Source organism: Salinicola endophyticus (genome assembly GCF_003206575.1).
GTDB lineage: Bacteria > Pseudomonadota > Gammaproteobacteria > Pseudomonadales > Halomonadaceae > Salinicola > Salinicola endophyticus.
Genome location: NZ_PZJO01000003.1, coordinates 93,920 through 111,381, shown reverse-complemented (window position 1 = coordinate 111,381; position 17,462 = coordinate 93,920). Strand labels below are relative to the sequence as shown.

General features: G+C 67.6%; 17 protein-coding genes. 16 read left to right on the top strand and 1 reads right to left on the bottom strand.

What is annotated here, in order from left to right:
- Window positions 1-12: 12 nt before the first annotated feature.
- Window positions 13-1,200 carry an MFS transporter gene (locus DOM66_RS07130; protein WP_245392385.1) on the bottom strand — a complete coding sequence of 396 codons (1,188 nt, stop codon included), beginning with the start codon at window positions 1,198-1,200 and terminating at the stop codon, window positions 13-15.
- A 508-nt stretch (window positions 1,201-1,708) separates the two neighbouring features.
- Here DOM66_RS07130 and DOM66_RS07120 point away from each other — a divergent pair.
- From DOM66_RS07120 to DOM66_RS07045, 16 genes are all read left to right on the top strand, one after another.
- Complete coding sequence (locus DOM66_RS07120) at window positions 1,709-2,863, top strand: amidase (protein ID WP_110689687.1); 1,155 nt, start codon at window positions 1,709-1,711, stop codon at window positions 2,861-2,863.
- Window positions 2,856-4,001, top strand: coding sequence for an acyl-CoA dehydrogenase family protein (locus tag DOM66_RS07115; RefSeq protein ID WP_110673894.1), 1,146 nt, complete (start codon window positions 2,856-2,858; stop codon window positions 3,999-4,001). Before DOM66_RS07120 ends, DOM66_RS07115 begins: the two co-directional genes overlap by 8 nt.
- A gap of 55 nt (window positions 4,002-4,056) precedes the next feature.
- Window positions 4,057-4,404: an IacB protein gene (locus DOM66_RS07110; protein WP_110673895.1), complete on the top strand. Its 348-nt coding sequence runs from the start codon at window positions 4,057-4,059 to the stop codon at window positions 4,402-4,404.
- Window positions 4,405-4,493: 89 nt separating this feature from the next.
- Window positions 4,494-5,768 (top strand): aromatic ring-hydroxylating oxygenase subunit alpha, encoded by a 1,275-nt coding sequence (locus tag DOM66_RS07105; RefSeq protein ID WP_110673896.1) that lies wholly within the window; start codon window positions 4,494-4,496, stop codon window positions 5,766-5,768.
- The gene (locus tag DOM66_RS07100; protein WP_110673897.1) at window positions 5,765-6,259 is read left to right on the top strand and encodes an aromatic-ring-hydroxylating dioxygenase subunit beta; all 495 of its coding nucleotides are present in this window, start codon (window positions 5,765-5,767) and stop codon (window positions 6,257-6,259) included. The genes DOM66_RS07105 and DOM66_RS07100 overlap by 4 nt, the downstream gene beginning before the upstream one ends.
- Window positions 6,259-7,017 carry an SDR family NAD(P)-dependent oxidoreductase gene (locus DOM66_RS07095; RefSeq protein ID WP_110689686.1) on the top strand — a complete coding sequence of 253 codons (759 nt, stop codon included), beginning with the start codon at window positions 6,259-6,261 and terminating at the stop codon, window positions 7,015-7,017. The genes DOM66_RS07100 and DOM66_RS07095 overlap by 1 nt, the downstream gene beginning before the upstream one ends.
- Window positions 7,018-7,022: 5 nt before the next feature.
- Window positions 7,023-7,994 carry a PDR/VanB family oxidoreductase gene (locus tag DOM66_RS07090; protein ID WP_110689685.1) on the top strand — a complete coding sequence of 324 codons (972 nt, stop codon included), beginning with the start codon at window positions 7,023-7,025 and terminating at the stop codon, window positions 7,992-7,994.
- Between the two features lie 20 nt (window positions 7,995-8,014).
- Window positions 8,015-8,206, top strand: coding sequence for a 2-hydroxymuconate tautomerase (locus DOM66_RS07085; protein ID WP_110673900.1), 192 nt, complete (start codon window positions 8,015-8,017; stop codon window positions 8,204-8,206).
- A gap of 33 nt (window positions 8,207-8,239) precedes the next feature.
- Window positions 8,240-9,166 (top strand): flavin reductase, encoded by a 927-nt coding sequence (locus DOM66_RS07080; RefSeq protein WP_110689684.1) that lies wholly within the window; start codon window positions 8,240-8,242, stop codon window positions 9,164-9,166.
- An 84-nt stretch (window positions 9,167-9,250) separates the two neighbouring features.
- Window positions 9,251-9,817, top strand: a complete 567-nt coding sequence (locus DOM66_RS07075; protein WP_110673902.1) for a nuclear transport factor 2 family protein — start codon at window positions 9,251-9,253, stop codon at window positions 9,815-9,817.
- A gap of 8 nt (window positions 9,818-9,825) precedes the next feature.
- A complete protein-coding gene (locus DOM66_RS07070) occupies window positions 9,826-10,884 on the top strand; it encodes a maleylacetate reductase (protein ID WP_110689683.1) in 1,059 nt (352 codons plus the stop codon).
- Between the two features lie 53 nt (window positions 10,885-10,937).
- On the top strand, window positions 10,938-11,792 hold the full coding sequence (locus DOM66_RS07065; protein WP_110689682.1) for an intradiol ring-cleavage dioxygenase: 855 nt from the start codon (window positions 10,938-10,940) through the stop codon (window positions 11,790-11,792).
- Between the two features lie 214 nt (window positions 11,793-12,006).
- Window positions 12,007-13,449 carry an APC family permease gene (locus DOM66_RS07060; RefSeq protein ID WP_110673905.1) on the top strand — a complete coding sequence of 481 codons (1,443 nt, stop codon included), beginning with the start codon at window positions 12,007-12,009 and terminating at the stop codon, window positions 13,447-13,449.
- Between the two features lie 43 nt (window positions 13,450-13,492).
- Window positions 13,493-14,923 carry an aldehyde dehydrogenase family protein gene (locus tag DOM66_RS07055; protein ID WP_110689681.1) on the top strand — a complete coding sequence of 477 codons (1,431 nt, stop codon included), beginning with the start codon at window positions 13,493-13,495 and terminating at the stop codon, window positions 14,921-14,923.
- Window positions 14,924-15,002: 79 nt separating this feature from the next.
- Complete coding sequence (locus DOM66_RS07050; RefSeq protein ID WP_110689680.1) at window positions 15,003-16,331, top strand: hypothetical protein; 1,329 nt, start codon at window positions 15,003-15,005, stop codon at window positions 16,329-16,331.
- A gap of 78 nt (window positions 16,332-16,409) precedes the next feature.
- Complete coding sequence (locus DOM66_RS07045) at window positions 16,410-17,342, top strand: helix-turn-helix domain-containing protein (protein WP_110689679.1); 933 nt, start codon at window positions 16,410-16,412, stop codon at window positions 17,340-17,342.
- Window positions 17,343-17,462: the final 120 nt, after the last annotated feature.

The window sequence follows — 17,462 nt, the reverse complement described above, 5'->3', positions numbered from 1 at the left end:
CCGGGGCGGGACTCAACCGCCCTGAACCGACGCCACCTGGCGGTCGCGACCGGCCCCCAGGGCCGCGCCCATGGCGCCCAGCGCGATGACCACCAGCAGTCCGCCAACCGCGTTCCAGCCACCGCTCCAGTCGTGCAGCAGGCCCACCAGCAGTGGGCCCAGCGCTGCCAGGGTATAGCCGATGCCCTGGGCCATGGCGGAGAGGCTGGCGGCGGTCAGCGCATCCGGCGCGCGCAGCGCCAGCAGGGTCAGCGCCATGCTGAAGGTACCGCCCTGGCCCAGCCCCAGGATCACCACCCATAGCCAGATACCGCCGATAGGCGCATACAGGCAGCCCATCAGGCCGGTGAGCGTCAGCCCCATCACCGCCACCAGCACCGCACGCTGATCTTTCATGCGGCTGCCGATCCACGGCGCCGCCAGCGCCGTGGTCACCTGCAGCAGAATCGATACCGACAGCGCCAGCCCTGCGGTGACCGGTGCCAGGCCGCGATCCTGCAACAGCGTCGGCAGCCAGCCGAAGACGGTATAGGCGAGGGACGACTGCAACCCCATGAACAGCGATACCTGCCACGCCAGTGGATCATGGCGCAGGCGCGCCCCGGCGCGTGCCGCCACCCGGGTGGCCGCGCTGCCGCGCAGTTGCGGCAGCCACAGCAGCGCGGCGAGCACTGCGGGCAGCAGCCAGAACGCCAGTGCGCCCTGCCAGTCCGCGCCCAGCGCCTGACGCAGCGGCTCGGTGCTGCCGGCCGCCGCTGAGGCGCCGAGATTGAGCGCCACGGTGTAGAGCCCGGTCATGATGCTGACCCGCTCGGGGAAGTCGCGCTTGACGATACCCGGCAGCAGCACCCCGATCACCCCGATGCAGCCGCCGGCCAGGGCGCTTCCCAGCAGCAGCCCCAGGGTGCCGACGTAGGGTCGTGCCGCCAGTGCTACCCCCAATACCAATAGCGCCAGGAACACGCTGCGCTCCGGGCCCAGCCGGCGCACCAGGCGTGGCGCCAGCGGCGCGGCCAGCCCCAGGAATAGCACCGGCAGGGTGGTCAGGATGCCCTGCACGCTGGGCGACAGCGACAGGGCTTCGGCGATGCTGCCGAGCACCGGCGAGACACTGGTGAGCGCCGGGCGCAGATTGAGTGCCACCAGCAGCAGCGCGACGAGGGTAAGCAGGCCCCGGTGGGGCAGAGCGGAACGGTACACGGGTTTCATCCTTGAGAGTCACGAAGGCGGCACCGCTGGTGCCGCCGAGACGTCGCGAAGGATGGTGGCTGGCCGCGTCGAGCGCAAGGCACAGTGTGATACGACGGGTGTATGGCGGTGGTCTGACCGGGTTACGACGAAAGGTGGTTTTACTTTACTTGAAATTTCATGTGATATTGACTGTATTGCCGATATGGACAGATTCCACAACAACGACAACGCGAGAGAGCACCATGACGAAGAGACAGCGAGTCGCCAGCGTCTCGCCCCGGGCAGGGGCCGCCGGCCCCACGCGCTGGCCGGCGAGTTCCGACGTCGCCGCCAGCAGCTTTCGCCCAGGTCGTGCCACGATCTCATCCGCCATCCCCCTCCCCGGAGCGCTTATCGATGCCCGATCCGGCGGGTATCGCGTGGCGGCCTGTGCCCGGGCTCGTGACCTGCGTCGTCCGAGGGGCGGTGAGCGTGCGCTTTTTTTATCTATAAACTTGAAATTTCATGTGATAAGTCAATGAAATCGACTTCGTCCGCACTCGTTCACGCCCTGGATCTCGGCACCGGCCCCGCCCGGGTCGTGGTCAAGGACAGCATCGACATCGCCGGCTATCCCACCCGCGCCGGTTGCGCGGCGCTGGCCGAGACACCGCCGGCCACGCGCCATGCGGCAATCGTCGAGCGCACGCTGGCCGCGGGCTATCGCCTCGTCGGCAAGGCCAACCTGCACGAGCTGGCGTTCGGCATGAGCGGGCTCAACGCCTGGACCGGAACCCCCGAGAATCCGCGCTTCCCGGCGCTGATCCCGGGCGGCTCGTCCAGCGGCTCGGCGGCAGCGGTCGCTGCGGGGCTGGCGGAGATCGGCATCGGCACCGATACCGGGGGCTCGATTCGGGTACCCGCGGCGTGCTGCGGCGTCTACGGGCTCAAGCCCAGCTTTGGCCGGCTCGACCGTCGGGGCGTCATGCCGGCGCACAGCAGCCTCGACTGCGTAGGGCCGCTGAGCGCCGATCTCGACACCCTGATCGCGTTCATGGCGGCGGTCGATCCCACGTTCAGCGCCAGCGCCGACAACACGCCGCCCAGCCTGTGCGCGCTGGCGGTCAGTGCCGATCCCGCGATCCGCGGAGCGGTCGCAGCCTGTCTGGAAAGCGCCGGGCTGGACAGCACCACGTGCCCCTTGCCGCTGATGGACGAGGCCTACGCCGCAGCCATGGTGCTGATCAACCGTGAAACCTATCTCGCCTGCCGGCCTTGGCTCGACAGCGGCCGCCTGGGGGCCGATGTCGAGCGCCGGCTGCGTGCGGCCGCCGAGATCACCGACGCCGAGGTGCACGAGGCCGAAGCGGTACGCCGCGCCTTCGCCGCCAGCGTCGATCGGCTGCTGGAGGGGCACACGGTGCTGGCGCTGCCGACGCTGCCGCATTTTCCGCTGACCCTCGCCGCCGCCGAAGCGGGGCAGCAGGACCTGACCATCTCGGCCCTGGTGCGGCCCTTCAACCTGTCGGGTCATCCCGCCCTGAGCCTGCCCCTGGCGCCGGATCACGGCCGCCCGGTGAGCCTGCAGCTCGTCGGCCGGCGCGGCGATGACGCCGGGGTCTGTCGGGCCGCGCGCTATCTGCTCGCACGCTCGGCAGCAACCCCCTCAATCAAAGGAGATGCGTATGTATAGCCTTGTCGATAAAGCCCAATGGGGCGGCGAGGCGCGCTTCGATGCGCTGCTCGACGACATCCGTGGCCGACGCGAGGAGTTCGAAGCGCAGCGCCATATCTCGGCGGACATCATCGAGGCGTTCAAGGAGATCGGGGTCTACCGGGCCCTGGTGCCCAAGCGCTACGGCGGCGACGAGAAATCCCCGGCCGAGTTTCTGAAGATGGTCGAGGCGATCTCGGCGGCCGACGGTTCCGCCGGCTGGGTGGCGAGTTTCGGCATGAACCCCTTCTACCTGGCCGCGCTGCCCGAGGAGACCATCACCCGGATCTGGCGGGACTCCCCGGACGTGGTGTTCGCCGGTGGCATCTTTCCGCCGCACCCCGCCGAGAAGGTCGATAACGGCTATCGCATCAAGGGACGCTGGAAGTTTGCCAGCGGCTGCATGGGGGCCACCCTGTGCGGTGTCGGCATCCAGCCCGACGAGCCTGGCGCCGCGCCGCGCATGGCGGTGCTGCCGCCCGATCGGGTGCGCATCGACCCCACCTGGAACATGGTCGGCATGGCCGCCACCGGTAGCCACGATCTGGTGGTGGATGACGCCTACGTCGCCGAGGAGTGGACCTTCGTACGTGGTGCCAGTGCGACCATCGACGCGCCCTTCGTCCGCTACCCGTCGCTGGCCTTTGCCGCCCAGGTGCTGGCAGTGACCACCCTGGGGCTGGCGCGTGAAGCGCTCGACGTGATGCGGGCGTCGGCCGGGGGCCGCAAATCGGTCACCGGCGCGCCGAACCTGGGCGAGCGCGAATACGCCCAGATCGGCCTGGCCAAGGCCGAGGCCCAGGTACGCGCCGCCCGCGCCTTCTTCTACGAGAGCACCGAAGCGGCCTGGCGCGCCGTCGAGGCGGGCGGTGAGCCGAGTCGCGACCAGATCAACCTGTTGCGCCTGTCGACGACCCATCTGACCCGGGAGTGTGCCGAGGCGATCCGCTGCGTGTATCAGCTCAGTGGCATGAGCGGTGCCGACAACGGGCATCCGCTGTCACGCATCCTGCGGGACTCGATGCTCTGTACCCAGCACGCCTTCATGGGCGAGATCACCTTCAAGAACGCCGGCGCCATCTTCTTCGACCACGACCCGCTGCCGGGCTACCTGTGAGCCGGGCGATCCCTTCGCTGATCGGGCCCTTTACGCACCCACGGAGAATCACGACATGAAACATCGCGTACTGTTCTGCTGCGGCATCAACCAGAACTTCATGAACGCCACCGCCGACGAGGCCAAGCAGGTCTGGGAAGCCACCCGCACCCTGCTGCAGAGCATCGACGGCCTGCCCGGCGTCACCATCCTGGGGATCATGGACGATGACCGTATCCAGGTCGGCCCCTCCCTCGCTGCGCCCTGGACCTTCTACATCATGGCCGACGTCGAGACCTACGAGGCGATCGTCGAGGCCTGCAACTTCTTCCGCACCACCCCCGTGGGGGACGGCACCTACAAGCTCTGGAAATACTGCCGTGTCGAGGCGCGCATAGGCCGCGAACTCGTCGTCCCCGAGTGACGTACGCCGTACCCGACGCTGACAGAAAGACGTCTCACGACAGACGTTTCGCCAAAGACCTGACAACCGCTGACTAGCGCGAGGCCATCATGACGATCGACAACCGGATCGACCTCGTCCCTGAACCGGATGAGCTGGTGTTCAAGGACCACATCCGCACCCCCATGTACGACGACTCGGCGCTGTTCGACGCCGAGATGGAGCGCATCTTCAAGAAGACCTGGGTGTGGGTCGCTCACGAGAGCGAAATTCCCGACAAGGGCTCGTTCAAGCTGTCCCAGGTGGGTCGCGATCCGGTGATCGTGGTGCGCGACAGGAAGGGCAAGATCCACGTCATGATCAACCGCTGCCGCCACCGGGCGGCCACGGTGTGCGAGGTGAAGCAGGGCAAGACCGCCTCGTTCCAGTGCCCCTACCACGGCTGGGGCTACGCCCTGGACGGCTCGCTGCGCGCACTGCCCTATCCCGAGCAGTACGGCGATGACTTCGACAAGGCGCAGCACGGCCTGCTCAAGCTGCGCACCGAAGCCTACGCCGGGATGATCTTCGCCACCTTCGACGAGCAGGCCGAGCCGCTGCTCGATTTCCTCGGCCCGGTGACCCACTGGATCGACCTGTTCATGAAGCAGGGCGCGGGGTATCCGGTCAAGGTGCTCGGCGAGCATCAGTTCAGCGTCCCGATGAACTGGAAGATCCAGCTCGAAAACACCACCGATGCCTATCACTTCCCGGTGGTACACAAGTCGTTCCTGCAGTCGCTGGACGATGAGACCGAGGCGGTCTTCTCGTTCCTCGAACAGGGCAAGGGCTACGTCGAGGATCTCGGCAACGGCCACTCGGTCATGGTGATGATCCCCGAACTGGTGGATCTCGAGGAGAACCTCGACGCGCCGATCCCCGAACGCTTCCAGACCCTGGCCCAGGAGCTGCGCGACGAGGGGCACGACGAGGCCCAGGTGCGGCGCATCGTGCGTGCCGTGGGCGGCGCCGGCTTCAACCTCAACCTGTTCCCCAACGTGTCGTTCTCGCTGGCCTTCTTCCGCGTGCTGACGCCGGTGAGCGTCGATCACACCGACATCCGGCATATCGCCATCGGCATGGATGGCGGCCCCGACGCCGCCAACCGTGCACGACTGCGGCTGCACGAGCACTTCCAGGGGCCCATGGGCTTCGGTTCGCCCGACGACGCCGAGGTGTGGGAGCGCATCCAGCGTGGCATCCAGGGGGGCGCCGAGCTGCCCATCCTGATCAACCGTGGCCTCGAGGACGAGCAACCCGGCGAGGCGGGCCCGCGCGGGCACATCAGCGCCGAGACCGGCATGCGCGCGGCGTACGACATGTGGAAAAGGATGATGCAGGCATGAACACCCCGACCGATACCCGCAGTGACTCCCTGCTATGGCAGGCCCAGGCCTTCATCTGGGCCGAGGCGGACATGCTCGACCACCGCGACTACGAGGCGTGGCTCGCCCTGTGGAGCGACGATGGCTTCTACACCCTGCCGATCGGCGATACCCAGGACTTCGACGACGCGCTCAACCTGTGCCACGACGATGCCCACATGCGGCGTGAGCGCATCACCCGCTTCCAGCAGGGCTTCTCGATCTCCTCGGCGCCGCCGGCGCGCACCGTGCGCACGCTGTCGCGCTTCGTGATCGAGTCCGTCGACGGCGACGACGTCAGGGTGCGCTGTGCCGAACACCTGATCGAGGACAAGTTCGGGCGCCAGCGCATCTGGGCCGCCGACCTGACCTACACCCTCATCGTCACCCCGGGCGGCTTCAAGATCCGCCACAAGGTGGCACGTCTGCTCAACTCCGACGGGATGCTGAACTCGTTCAGCTATTTGTTCTGATGACGCTACCTGCCCCTGACAAGATCCACACCGCCGTGGTCACCGGTGGCGCGCGCGGCTTCGGTGCCGAGGCGGTGCGCGCCCTGCACCGCGCCGGCTTCCGGGTGGTGATCTCCGACATCGACCCCGAGCCGGCCGCGGCGCTGGCCAGCGAGCTGGACCTCTCCGGCGAGACCGCGGTGACCGCGACCCTCGACGTGGCCCGCCCCGACGACTTCCAGGCCGTGCTCGACAAGTGCCTCGAACGCTGGGGCTCGGTGGAGGTGCTGGTCAACAACGCCGCCCGCACGGCGGTCCAGGGGGTGCTGGAGATCGACCCCGCGGACTTCAACGCCGTGCTCGCCACCAACGCCGGCGGCACCTTCGCCGGCAGCCAGATCTTCGGCCGCCACTTCAAGGCCCGGGGCTACGGGCGCATCGTCAATCTCGCCTCCCTGGCGGGACAGAACGGCGGCACCGCGACCGGCGCCCACTACGCCGCTTCCAAGGGCGCCATCCTGACCCTGACCAAGATCTTCGCCCGCGACCTGGCGCCGTTCGGCGTCACCTGCAACGCCATCGCCCCCGGCCCGATGGACACGCCCATGGTGCGTTCGGTGCTGGGCGACAACCTCGAGCAGGCCATCGCCAATATTCCGGTGGGCCGGCTCGGGGACCCTCAATTCGTCGCCGAGCTGGTGGTGCTGCTGGCTGGCCCCAAGGCGGCCTTCGTCAATGGCGCCTGCTGGGACGTCAACGGCGGGATCTACATGAGGTAATGCCAATGGAGACTCCCAAAGCGCGCCTGGCGCTGACCATCGACGAACGCATCGACGAGCCCGGCAACATCGCCAGAGTGCGACTGCGCGCACTCGACGGCGCCCCGCTGCCGCCGTTCACCGCCGGTGCCCACCTGGACGTGCACATCCGCGACGCCGACGTCGACCTGTGGCGGCAGTACTCGCTCTGCTCGGACCCGGCCGAGACCGCCTTCTACGAGATCGGCGTGTTGCGTGACCCCAACAGTCGTGGCGGTTCCGAGACCCTGCACCGGATCGTGCGAACCGGCGGCACCCTCGAGGTCGAGGGGCCGAAGAATCACTTCCCGCTGAACGAGGCGGCGCCTCAGAGCCTGCTGTTCGGTGGCGGCATCGGGGTGACACCGATGATCGCCATGGCCCGGCGGCTGCACGCGCTGGGGCAGGACTTCGCGCTGCACTACTGCACCCGCTCGCGGGAGGTCACCGCCTTCCGCGATGCGCTGGCGGCCGCCGGCCTGGCCGATGCCGTGGTCTATCACCACGACGACGATGCGGCGACCCGGCTCGATCTGGATGCCGTGCTGGCCGAGGCACGTGACGGGGTCAACGTCTACGTGTGCGGCCCGCAGGGCTTCATGGACTGGGTGATCGGACGTGCCGGTGCCTTCGGTATCGATGATGCCCGCATTCACCGGGAGTTCTTCTCCGCCGACGTCGACGTCTCGGGCGAGGCCTTCGAGGTGGTCGCCGAACGTTCCGGTGTCACCGTCAGCGTGGGCGCCGAGGACACCATCGCCAAGGCGCTGGCGCGAGCCGGGGTCGAGGTCGAGGTGAAGTGCGAGGAGGGCGTGTGCGGTACCTGCGTGACCGACGTCCTCGATGGCGAGATCGATCACCGCGACCACTTTCTCACCGCCGACGAGCGCGAGGATGGCGACCAGATGTGCGTCTGCTGTTCCCGGGCCCGGGGCAAGCGACTCGTTCTCGATCTCTGAATCCAGCAAGGAACACAACAATGCCAACCGTTCACGTCTACATGATCGCGGGGCGTACCCCGAACCAGAAGACCTCCCTGATCCGCCAGGTGACCGATGCCGTGGCGGACTCTCTCCAGGCGCCGCCGGCCAACGTGCGCGTGATCATCAGCGAGATTCCCAAGAGCGACTACGGCATCGGCGGCGAGACCGCCGAGCGCCTGGGCCGCTGACAAACCTATGAGGACCGCAACGGAGCATCGCCGATGAATTTCGATACGAGAGATTTCCGCAGCGCGCTGGGCAAGTTCGCCACCGGGGTGACGGTGGTCACCACACGCGATGGCGAAGAGGACCATGGCGTCACCGCCAGCAGCTTCAACTCGGTGTCGATGGATCCCCCGCTGATCCTGTGGAGCATCGACAAGGGCGCCTACAGCCTCGATGCCTACCGCCACGCCGAATACTTCGTGGTCAACGTGCTCGGTAACGAGCAGGTCGACATCTCCAACCGTTTCGCCCGGCGCGGCGAGGACAAGTTCGCCGGCATCGCCACCGATCAGGGCCTGGGTGGCGTCGCCCGGGTGACAGGGGCCGCGGCACATTTCGAATGCCGGACCTGGAACGTCTACGAGGGCGGCGATCACCTGATCATCGTCGGCGAAGTGCTGCGCTACGCCTACCGTAACGAGGGCAGCGCCCTGGTCTTCCACAACGGCCGCTACGCCGTGCCCGAGCCGCATCCGTTGATGCTCGACGTCGGCGAACCGACGGAGATGGATGGCCGGCTGGGCCAGCACCTGCTCTACCTGATGCGTCAGGCGCTGGCTGCCTACCGGGGGGATTTCTACCCGCGGCTCGCCAGCCTTGGCGTCAATGACAACGAGTGGCGGGTGTTGACGCTGCTCGCCGATGGCGGGCCGCTGGCCGCCGAGGTGCTGGCGCGGCGCGTGTCGCAACCCCTCGCGGAGCTCGAGGATACCCTCGCCGCGTTGCGTGAGCGCGGTCTGCTGAGCGTGGATGACGTCGAGAGCGTGCGCCTCACCGAGGCCGGGCAGACGCTGGCGCTGCGTCTGCTCACCGTGGCCGACGACTACGAGCGGCGGCTGTTCGAGAGCCTGGCAGCGAACGAAGTCGATGCCCTCAAGTCGGGGCTGGGACGCGTGATCGAGCGTCTCGGCGCCCCTTCGTGACCTCTCCGGGCGAGCGGTCACTGTGCAAGCAAGCCACGTAAGCCACGCCGGATAAGCCGGATAAGCCAGATAAGGAGACCGACCATGTCGGAAGTGACGAGTGCTGAAGTGAAAGCCCTGGTGGGGCGTATCGAGACGCTGGAAGCCGAGGCCGAGATCCGCCGTCTGCAGGCGCGCTACATGTTCCTCTGCGACACCCCGATTCCCGAGTACGGGGTGACCAGCGACGCCGAACGTATCGACCGGATCATGGCGCTGTATACCGAAGATGCGGTCTGGGAAGGCGTCGGCGAGTACTACGACAACCAGTTCGGGCGCGCCGAGGGAGCAGCGGCGATCCGGCGGCACTTCGAGGGCTTCTGGAAAGAAGACCAGGACCCCAAGCTGCTGCTCAACGTCCACTACCTGACCTCCGAGCAGATTCAGGTCCGCGGTGACGTCGCCGAGGGGCAGTGGGTTCACTGCCAGCCCTGGATCTTCGCCAACGGCAAGGCGCTGCTGCGCTCGTCGCGGCTCAACAATGCGTTCCGCAAGGAGCCCGACGGGCAGTGGAAGATCACCCGCACGCGCACCGAGAACGTGTTCGTGGCGCCGCTCCATGAAGGCTGGGCGACGGACTTTCCCAGCGAGTCGGTGCTGCTCAAGGAGTGAGAGGCGTCATGGCGCACGAGTTCGTTTACACCGCCAATCCGGCGCGCATCCTGTTCGGGCCTGGCAGCCAGGCCCGGATCGCCGACGAGATCCGCCGCCTGGCGTGCCGCCGGGCGCTGGTACTCTCCACGCCCAGCCGTCGCGACGCGGCGCTCGCGCTCCAGGCCCGGCTCGGCGAGCTGAGCGTGGGGGTGTTCAGCGAAGCCTCCATGCACACCCCGGTAGCCGTGACCGAGCGCGCCATGGCGGCGTTCGCGCAGGTCGAGGCCGACTGTGTCGTGGCGCTGGGCGGTGGCTCGACCGTGGGGCTGGCCAAGGCGATCGCCCACCGCAACGACGCCCCGCAGATCGTGGTGGCGACCACCTACGCCGGCTCCGAGGTCACGCCCATTCTGGGGCAGACCGAGAACGGCCTGAAGACCACGATCAGAGAGCCCGACATCCTGCCCGAGGTGGTGATCTACGACGCCGAACTCACCCTCGGCCTGCCGCCGGCGATCAGTGTGACCAGCGGGCTGAACGCGATGGCGCACGCGGTGGAGGGGCTCTATGCCCGCGATCGCAACCCGCTGACCGGGCTGATGGCCGTGGCAGGACTCGACAGCCTGCAGCGGGCGCTGCCGGCGATCGTCGCCCGACCACACGACCTGGAGGCGCGCAGCGACGCGCTCTACGGCGCCTGGCTGTGCGGCAGCGTGCTGGGCAGCGTCGGCATGTCGCTGCACCACAAGCTGTGCCACACCCTGGGCGGCAGCTTCGATCTGCCCCACGCCGAGACCCATGCCATCCTGCTGCCGCACACCGCCGCCTACAACGCCCGGGCGGCGGCCGATGTCCTGGCGCCTGCGGCACGTCTGTTCGGTGGCGAGCTGGGCGGCGGGCTGCACGACTTCGCCGCCGGCCTGGGCGCGCCGCTGGCCCTGGAGGCCTTGGGGATGCGCGAGTCCGACCTGGACCGCGCGGCCGAGCTGGCGGTCATGAACCCCTACTGGAATCCGCGCCCCATCGAGCGCCATGCCATCCGCGAGCTGCTGGGCCGCGCCTGGCGTGGCGAGCGCCCGGCCTAGGGGCGCGATCACATGTCGAGGCCCTGGCACCGGGCCGACAAGGAGGAGTGAGCATGCCCCGGATCGACTACTTCACCGAAGCCAACTCCGTCGAGGCGGTCAATGCGCGTATGGGCGAGGCGACCGACCCGCGACTGCGCGAGGTCATGGCGTCGCTGGTTCGTCATCTGCACGACTTCGTCAAGGAGGTCGGGCTGACCCAGGCCGAGTGGGAGGTCGCGATCGACTTCCTGACCCGGACCGGCCAGCTGTGCGATGCCCAGCGCCAGGAGTTCATCCTGCTCTCCGATACCCTCGGCGTCTCCATGCTGGTGGATGCGCTCGCGCATCGCCGTCCGGCGGGTGCCACCGAGAACACCGTGTTCGGCCCCTTCCATGTGGACGGGGCGCCGGAACTGCCCATGGGCAGCTGCATCTCGCTCGATGGCAAGGGTGAGTCGTGCCGCTACACGGGGCGCGTTCTCGATCTCGATGGCCAGCCCATCGCGGGGGCGCGGATCGATGTCTGGTCGGACAACAGCGACGGCTTCTACGACGTCCAGCAGCCCGGCCAGCAGCCGACATGGAACAACCGCGGCGTATTCGTCACCGGCCCCGACGGCCGCTATGACTTCGTCGGCATCAAGCCGGTCTCCTATCCGATCCCCGACGACGGCCCGGTGGGCCATATGCTGACCCGGCTCGGACGCCATCCCTGGCGGCCGGCCCATATGCACTTCCTGCTCACCCACCCGGACTACGAACGTATCGTCACCCATCTCTTCGTGGCCGGTGACGACTACCTGGCCTCGGATGCGGTGTTCGGGGTCAAGGCCTCGCTGATCGTGGCGTACCGGCCGGTGAGCCAGGGCGATACCGAGTGGGAAGCGGCGGCCGACTTCGTGATGGTGAAACCCCCGTCCCGCTGAGGGGCAGCGGGGTCCGGGTACGAATCGCCGGCGACGCGAGAACGTTCAGGGCGACTCGAGGTGGGGCCTCGGGCGCCTGCCGGTGCTTTGTTTCAAGTTTTTGTTTTAAAAGAAATTATTGGTTCCAATTTGGGATAACGTCGAGGTGGGCTGCGGGGCTAGCATGAGTGGAAGCGTTACGTGTTCCTACAATCATAATGACGAAGGCACAGCCATGAACGTTACTTCCTCCCCCACGACGGAGCTCAGGCGTGGTGCCCTGGGCGTCGGTTTCATCATCTTTTTCGTGGTCTCCGCCGCGAGTCCCTTCAGCGTGCTGGCGGGCGGTTTTCCCATCGGCATCATGCTTGGCAACGGTGCCGGGACGCCGTCGCTCATTCTGATGGTGCTCGCGATACTCCTGCTGTTCTCGGTGGGCTACACCACCATGGCCCGGCACGTGACCGACGCCGGCGGCTTCTATGCCTTCTCGACCCGGGGCCTGGGGCCCATCCCCGGCGGCGCGGTCGGGGGGCTGGCCCTGTTCGCCTACAACATCCTGCAGATCGGGCTCTATGGCATGTTCGGCGGTGTCGCCGCCGGCACCCTGAAGGCGTTATTCGGCCTCTCCCTGCCGTGGTGGCTCTGCGCGCTGCTGGCGATGGCGAGTATCTCCGCCTTCGGCTATCGCAAGATCGATCTCTCCGCCAAGGTGCTGTGCCTCATCGTCATGGCCGAGTATGGCGTCATCCTGGTCCTGGATATCGCGATCCTCTCCAGTGGCGGTGCGCATGGGGTGGACTTTGCCTCGTTCCAGGCCGAGAGCGTGCTGAGCGGCTCGCCGTCGATCGGGCTGCTGTTCTGCTTCGCAGCCTTCATCGGCTTCGAGGCGACCACCATCTATGGGGAGGAGGCGAAGAATCCGCGCCGCGACATTCCCCTGGCGACCTACGCCTCGATCCTGCTGATCGGCTTTTTCTACACCTTCTCCACCTGGTCCATGATCGTCGGCGTGGGGTCGGACCGGGTGGTGGAGACGCTCGTCCAGCTCAAGGACCCCACGGTACTGATCTACGGTCTGGCCGATCACTATGTCGGCAGTGCCCTGACCCAGATCGCGCGGGTGCTGTTTCTGGTCAGCATCTACGCCGGACTGCTGGCGTTCCACAACTCGGCGGCGCGCTACTTCTATGCCATCGGGCGTGACGGCCTGCTGCCCGGGGCCCTGGGGCGCACGCATCCGCGGCACCGGAGCCCCTACGTCGGCTCCCTGGTACAGACGCTGATCGCCGCTGCCGCGGTGCTGATCTTCGCCGCTTGCGGCAGTGATCCGATCCTCGAGCTGTTCGCCTGGTTCTCGAGCCTGGCGGCGCTGTCGCTGATCCTGCTGATGGCGCTCACCTCGCTGGCGGTGGCGTGCTACTTCCAGCGTCATCCCGAACTCGGCGTGGGCGTGTGGCGCGGGCGTCTCTTGCCGCTGCTCGCCAGTGCGCTGCTGCTGGGCGTGATGGTCATCGCGGTGGCCCATTTCGACGTGCTGACCGGATCGAGCAAGATGCTCTCCTACGCCCTCTGCCTGCTCATCGTGCTCTCCCTCGCCATCGGCGGCTTGATGGCGATGCGACTGCGCCGGGCCGAGCCGGAACGCTTTTCACAGCTCGGCCTCCATCGCATCTAGGCCGGCGACACCCGTGACAACGACACACACCAGGAGAATCGTGATGCATGACTATCGACTCGTGATCGACGGCGAGCAGGTGGCCGGGGAGGAGGGGCACTTCGCGGTGATCGATCCGGCCAGCGGTAGCGCCTTCGCCGAGTGTCCGGCGGGCTCTCTTGCCCAGCTGGATCGCGCTGTGGTCGCCGCCCGTGCCGCCTTCGGCGCCTGGCAGGCCTACAGCCACGCGCAGCGCTGCGAGGCCCTCGGCCGCATCGCCGACGACATCGAGCGCGAGGCCGACGAGCTGGCACGGCTGATCGTGCGCGAGCAGGGCAAGCCGCTGGCGCTGGCGCACGCGGAGATCGGCGGTGGGGTGGCCTGGACGCGCTATGCGGCGAGCCAGGAGATCCCGGTGGAGACGATCGAACGGTCGCCGACCCAGCAGATCGAGCTGCACCATCGCCCGGTGGGGGTGGTGGCCTCGATCACGCCGTGGAACTGGCCCTTCATGATCGCCGTGTGGCACCTGATGCCGGCGCTGCGGGCGGGCAACTGCGTGGTCAGCAAGCCCTCCAGCCTGACCCCGCTGAGCACCCTGCGGCTGATCGAGATCATCGCCCGTCATGTGCCCCGCGGCGTGATCAACGGGGTCACCGGCGGGCACGGCTTCGGCGGTGCCATCACTGCGCATCCGGACATCGACAAGATCGTCTTCACCGGCTCCACCGCCACCGGGCAGCAGGTGATGCAGGCCGCGGCCGGCAATCTCAAGCGCCTGACCCTGGAGCTGGGCGGCAACGACGCCGCCATCGTGCTGCCGGAGACGCCGGTGGCGGCGGTGGCCGAAGAGATCTTCCAGGCCGCCTTCATCAACATGGGGCAGACCTGCGCGGCGCTGAAGCGGCTCTACGTGCACGAATCCCAGTATCGCGAACTGGCCGAGGCGCTGGCCGACATTGCGCGGCGCCAGGTGGTCGGCGATGGCCTGGAGGCGGGCGTGACCTTCGGCCCGCTGCAGAACGCCGATCAGCTCTCGCTGGTGTGTGAGCTGGTCGACGACGCTCGCGCCCAGGGCGCCGAGGTGCTGTGCGGTGGCGAGCGCCTGGATCGCCCCGGCTTCTTCTATCCGCCGACCATCGTCATCGGCGTCAGCGACGGCCAGCGGCTGGTGGACGAGGAGCAGTTCGGCCCGGTGCTGCCGCTGATCGCCTATACCCACGTCGAGGATGCCCTGCGCCGCGCCAACGCCTCGTCGATGGGGTTGGGCGGCTCGGTGTGGGGGGCCGATGAGGCCCACGCCCAGGCTATCGCCAATCGCCTGGAGAGCGGCGTGGCGTGGGTCAACTGTCACGCCCAGATTCAGCCCAACACGCCCTTCGGGGGCTGCAAGATGTCCGGCTTCGGGGTCGAGTTCGGGTTACAGGGGCTGCTCGAGTTCACCACGCCGCAACTGCGCTTCACGCGCCCGCTGCCCTCCCCGGCGGCGAGCTGAGCGGTGCGCGCCCGGCGCCCCGCGGCAGCGAGGGCGCGAACAACAACAGTGATAACAACAACAGTGATAGGAAGAGGCCATGACGGCACACAAGAGGCATCGGCTCGTCGGCGGCTGCGCCGCGCTGGGCCTGGTCCTGGCGCCGCTCGGTAGCGCCCAGGCCTACGAGCTGCTGGCGAGTCCCAAGGGGGCGCTGAACCTGGACGTCACGGCCGTTCACGGCTGGATGGACAGCCGCAAGAGTTACGCCGGCCGCGACGGCGGCAGTACCTGGCGCGAGGGCTATATCAAGTATGGTTTCAGCGGCCATCGCACCCTGGGCGACCGCGGCGAGCTCTACGCTGCGCTCGACTGGGTCAGCTCCGCGACCTGGGGCGACGGCGATGCCGGTGGCAACAGCCTGGGCTCGGAGCGGCGGACCTCGCTCGAAGAGGCCTACCTGGGCTGGCGTTCGGGCGATCGCTTTCCCTTTCTCGGCACGAATGGACTGGATCTCTCCGCCGGCCGGCAGGTGGTCCAGCTCGGCCGGGGTTTCATCATCAACGACGATGGGTTGAATCTCGGCAAGGGTCCAGCCGGAGGCGCCCTCAACCGGGGGGGCGCCTACTACCTGGCACCGCGTCACGCCTTCGCACGCACCGCGGTGGCGCGCATCGGGGGCGAGCAGGGCCTGCATGGCACCGCCGCCTGGCTCGAGTCGGACAACCGTGCCCAGGCCGATACCGAGCTGCTTGCCGGTACCCTCGACTACACCGGCGCGGCGGGTACCGTCGGTCTGACCGCGGTGCACGGCCTCGATGTCAACGACCGCTGGGCCAACGAGTTCACCCGCCAGCGCGATGGCATGAACGTCTACAGCCTGCGCGGAGAGAGCGATCTGGGGATCGAGAATGCCGCCTTTGCCGCCGAGTACGCGCGCCAGTACAAGCGCAGCGGCAGCGAGAGCGCCTGGTACGCCGAGGCCAGCTACACCTTCGCCGAACTCGCCTGGACACCGACCCTGACCTACCGCTACACCCGCTACTCCGCGGATTGGGACTCGCTGTTCACCGGCCAGAACAGTCCCCAACTGGGCACCTGGTTCCAGGGCGAAGTGGCGGCCAACTATGCCGGGATCTTCGCGCGTAACACGGGTATCCAGCATCTCGGCCTGCGCTTGCAACCGACGGAGCGTCTGAGTCTGGGGGCACTGTTTTTCGACTTCACTACCCTGAAGCGGCGCGATACGCGTAATTTGGATGCCCGGGAGCTGGATCTGTACGCGAGCTGGATGGCGACCGAACATATCGCCATCAGCCCCCTGGTGGGCTTCTACAAACCCGACAAGAGCGCCGCCGAAGGGGGCAGCCAGGTCGGGGGTAACGGCACCAACGTCTATGCGCAACTGGTCGTGGCCGCGTTCTTCTAGACGGGCGCCTTGGGCGGTGCCCGTTCGGCGGGCTCGACCTCGGCAGCGCCGCGACCGCGGCGCGCTCAGGGGGTAGGTATGCGATACGAGGTGCGTTCCTTCCAGGATTCCCAGCAGCATGCGGCGGCGATCAGCGGCTGGCAGCAGGTCTACGACCAGCTCGGGGCCGGGCGCCTCAGGAGTGAACTGCTGCTGGTCTCGGGCGAGCGCTTCCAGCTCTTCCACGAAGCGCTCGACAAACGCGTGGTGCAGTATGGTCAGGCACCGCGGCAGCGCTTCTGCGTCTCTTTCTCCACCGCCAAGATGCCGGTCATCCAGGGCTGCAAGGTCGGCGCCAATAGCATTCTGATGCTGCGCGATGGCGAGGAGTTCATGCTGCACGCGCCGGAAGGCATGGCGTTTCTGTCGCTGAGCGTCGATATCGAACGCTTCAGCCGCCTGGCCGAGCTCGAACTGGGCAGCGCCCAGTTCGCGCGCCTGGCGGGGCTGCCGGGACTCGAGGTGCCGCAGGGGCTGTTGAAATCGATCAAGCGGGATATCTTCCGTCACGTCGCCGGCCTCGGTCAGCGCGGGGCGGACACCGATGGCCTGCACGAGAAGCGTATCGAGGAGGCGCTGATGACGCTGCTGCTCGATCTGCTGCTGCAGGCCAGCGGCGAGCGACGGCGCCACGAGCTCGCGGTGAGTTCGTATATCGTGCGGCGCAGCCAGGAGCTGATGCTGGCCGACCCGGAACGGCCGCTCAGCGTGCTCGACCTGTGCGAGCAGCTGCATGTCAGCCGCCGCACGCTGCAGAACAGCTTCCAGCGGGTGGTGGGCATGCGTCCGGTGGCGTTTTTGCGCAGCATTCGGCTCAACGCCGTGCGCCGCCGGCTGATGAGTGCGCCAGCGGAGGATCTGACGGTGGGCGATGTGGCCCACGACCTGGGCTTCCGTCATCTCAGCCACTTCTCGGCGAGCTATCACGAGCTGTTCGGCGAATACCCCTCCGAGACCCTCCAGCGGGCCTGACCCGAGTGGCGCTGGCGAATCGATGAGGCGCTCGAGGTCAGTGTAGGCGGGGTCTCGCAGCGCCCGATGATGCGCTGTTGCGCCCCTGGAGTGGCTTTTGTGAGTCAGGCGATATGTTAG

Excerpts from the sequence above, each read along its gene's own strand:
- DOM66_RS07120 (WP_110689687.1), top strand. The coding sequence starts at position 1,709 with ATGAAATCGACTTCGTCCGCACTCGTTCACGCCCTGGATCTCGGCACC.
- DOM66_RS07065 (WP_110689682.1), top strand. The coding sequence starts at position 10,938 with ATGCCCCGGATCGACTACTTCACCGAAGCCAACTCCGTCGAGGCGGTC.
- DOM66_RS07100 (WP_110673897.1), top strand. The coding sequence starts at position 5,765 with ATGAACACCCCGACCGATACCCGCAGTGACTCCCTGCTATGGCAGGCC.
- DOM66_RS07070 (WP_110689683.1), top strand. The coding sequence starts at position 9,826 with ATGGCGCACGAGTTCGTTTACACCGCCAATCCGGCGCGCATCCTGTTC.
- DOM66_RS07060 (WP_110673905.1), top strand. The coding sequence starts at position 12,007 with ATGAACGTTACTTCCTCCCCCACGACGGAGCTCAGGCGTGGTGCCCTG.
- DOM66_RS07055 (WP_110689681.1), top strand. The coding sequence starts at position 13,493 with ATGCATGACTATCGACTCGTGATCGACGGCGAGCAGGTGGCCGGGGAG.
- DOM66_RS07105 (WP_110673896.1), top strand. The coding sequence starts at position 4,494 with ATGACGATCGACAACCGGATCGACCTCGTCCCTGAACCGGATGAGCTG.
- DOM66_RS07090 (WP_110689685.1), top strand. The coding sequence starts at position 7,023 with ATGGAGACTCCCAAAGCGCGCCTGGCGCTGACCATCGACGAACGCATC.
- DOM66_RS07075 (WP_110673902.1), top strand. The coding sequence starts at position 9,251 with ATGTCGGAAGTGACGAGTGCTGAAGTGAAAGCCCTGGTGGGGCGTATC.
- DOM66_RS07050 (WP_110689680.1), top strand. The coding sequence starts at position 15,003 with ATGACGGCACACAAGAGGCATCGGCTCGTCGGCGGCTGCGCCGCGCTG.
- DOM66_RS07085 (WP_110673900.1), top strand. The coding sequence starts at position 8,015 with ATGCCAACCGTTCACGTCTACATGATCGCGGGGCGTACCCCGAACCAG.
- DOM66_RS07095 (WP_110689686.1), top strand. The coding sequence starts at position 6,259 with ATGACGCTACCTGCCCCTGACAAGATCCACACCGCCGTGGTCACCGGT.
- DOM66_RS07045 (WP_110689679.1), top strand. The coding sequence starts at position 16,410 with ATGCGATACGAGGTGCGTTCCTTCCAGGATTCCCAGCAGCATGCGGCG.
- DOM66_RS07115 (WP_110673894.1), top strand. The coding sequence starts at position 2,856 with ATGTATAGCCTTGTCGATAAAGCCCAATGGGGCGGCGAGGCGCGCTTC.
- DOM66_RS07080 (WP_110689684.1), top strand. The coding sequence starts at position 8,240 with ATGAATTTCGATACGAGAGATTTCCGCAGCGCGCTGGGCAAGTTCGCC.
- DOM66_RS07110 (WP_110673895.1), top strand. The coding sequence starts at position 4,057 with ATGAAACATCGCGTACTGTTCTGCTGCGGCATCAACCAGAACTTCATG.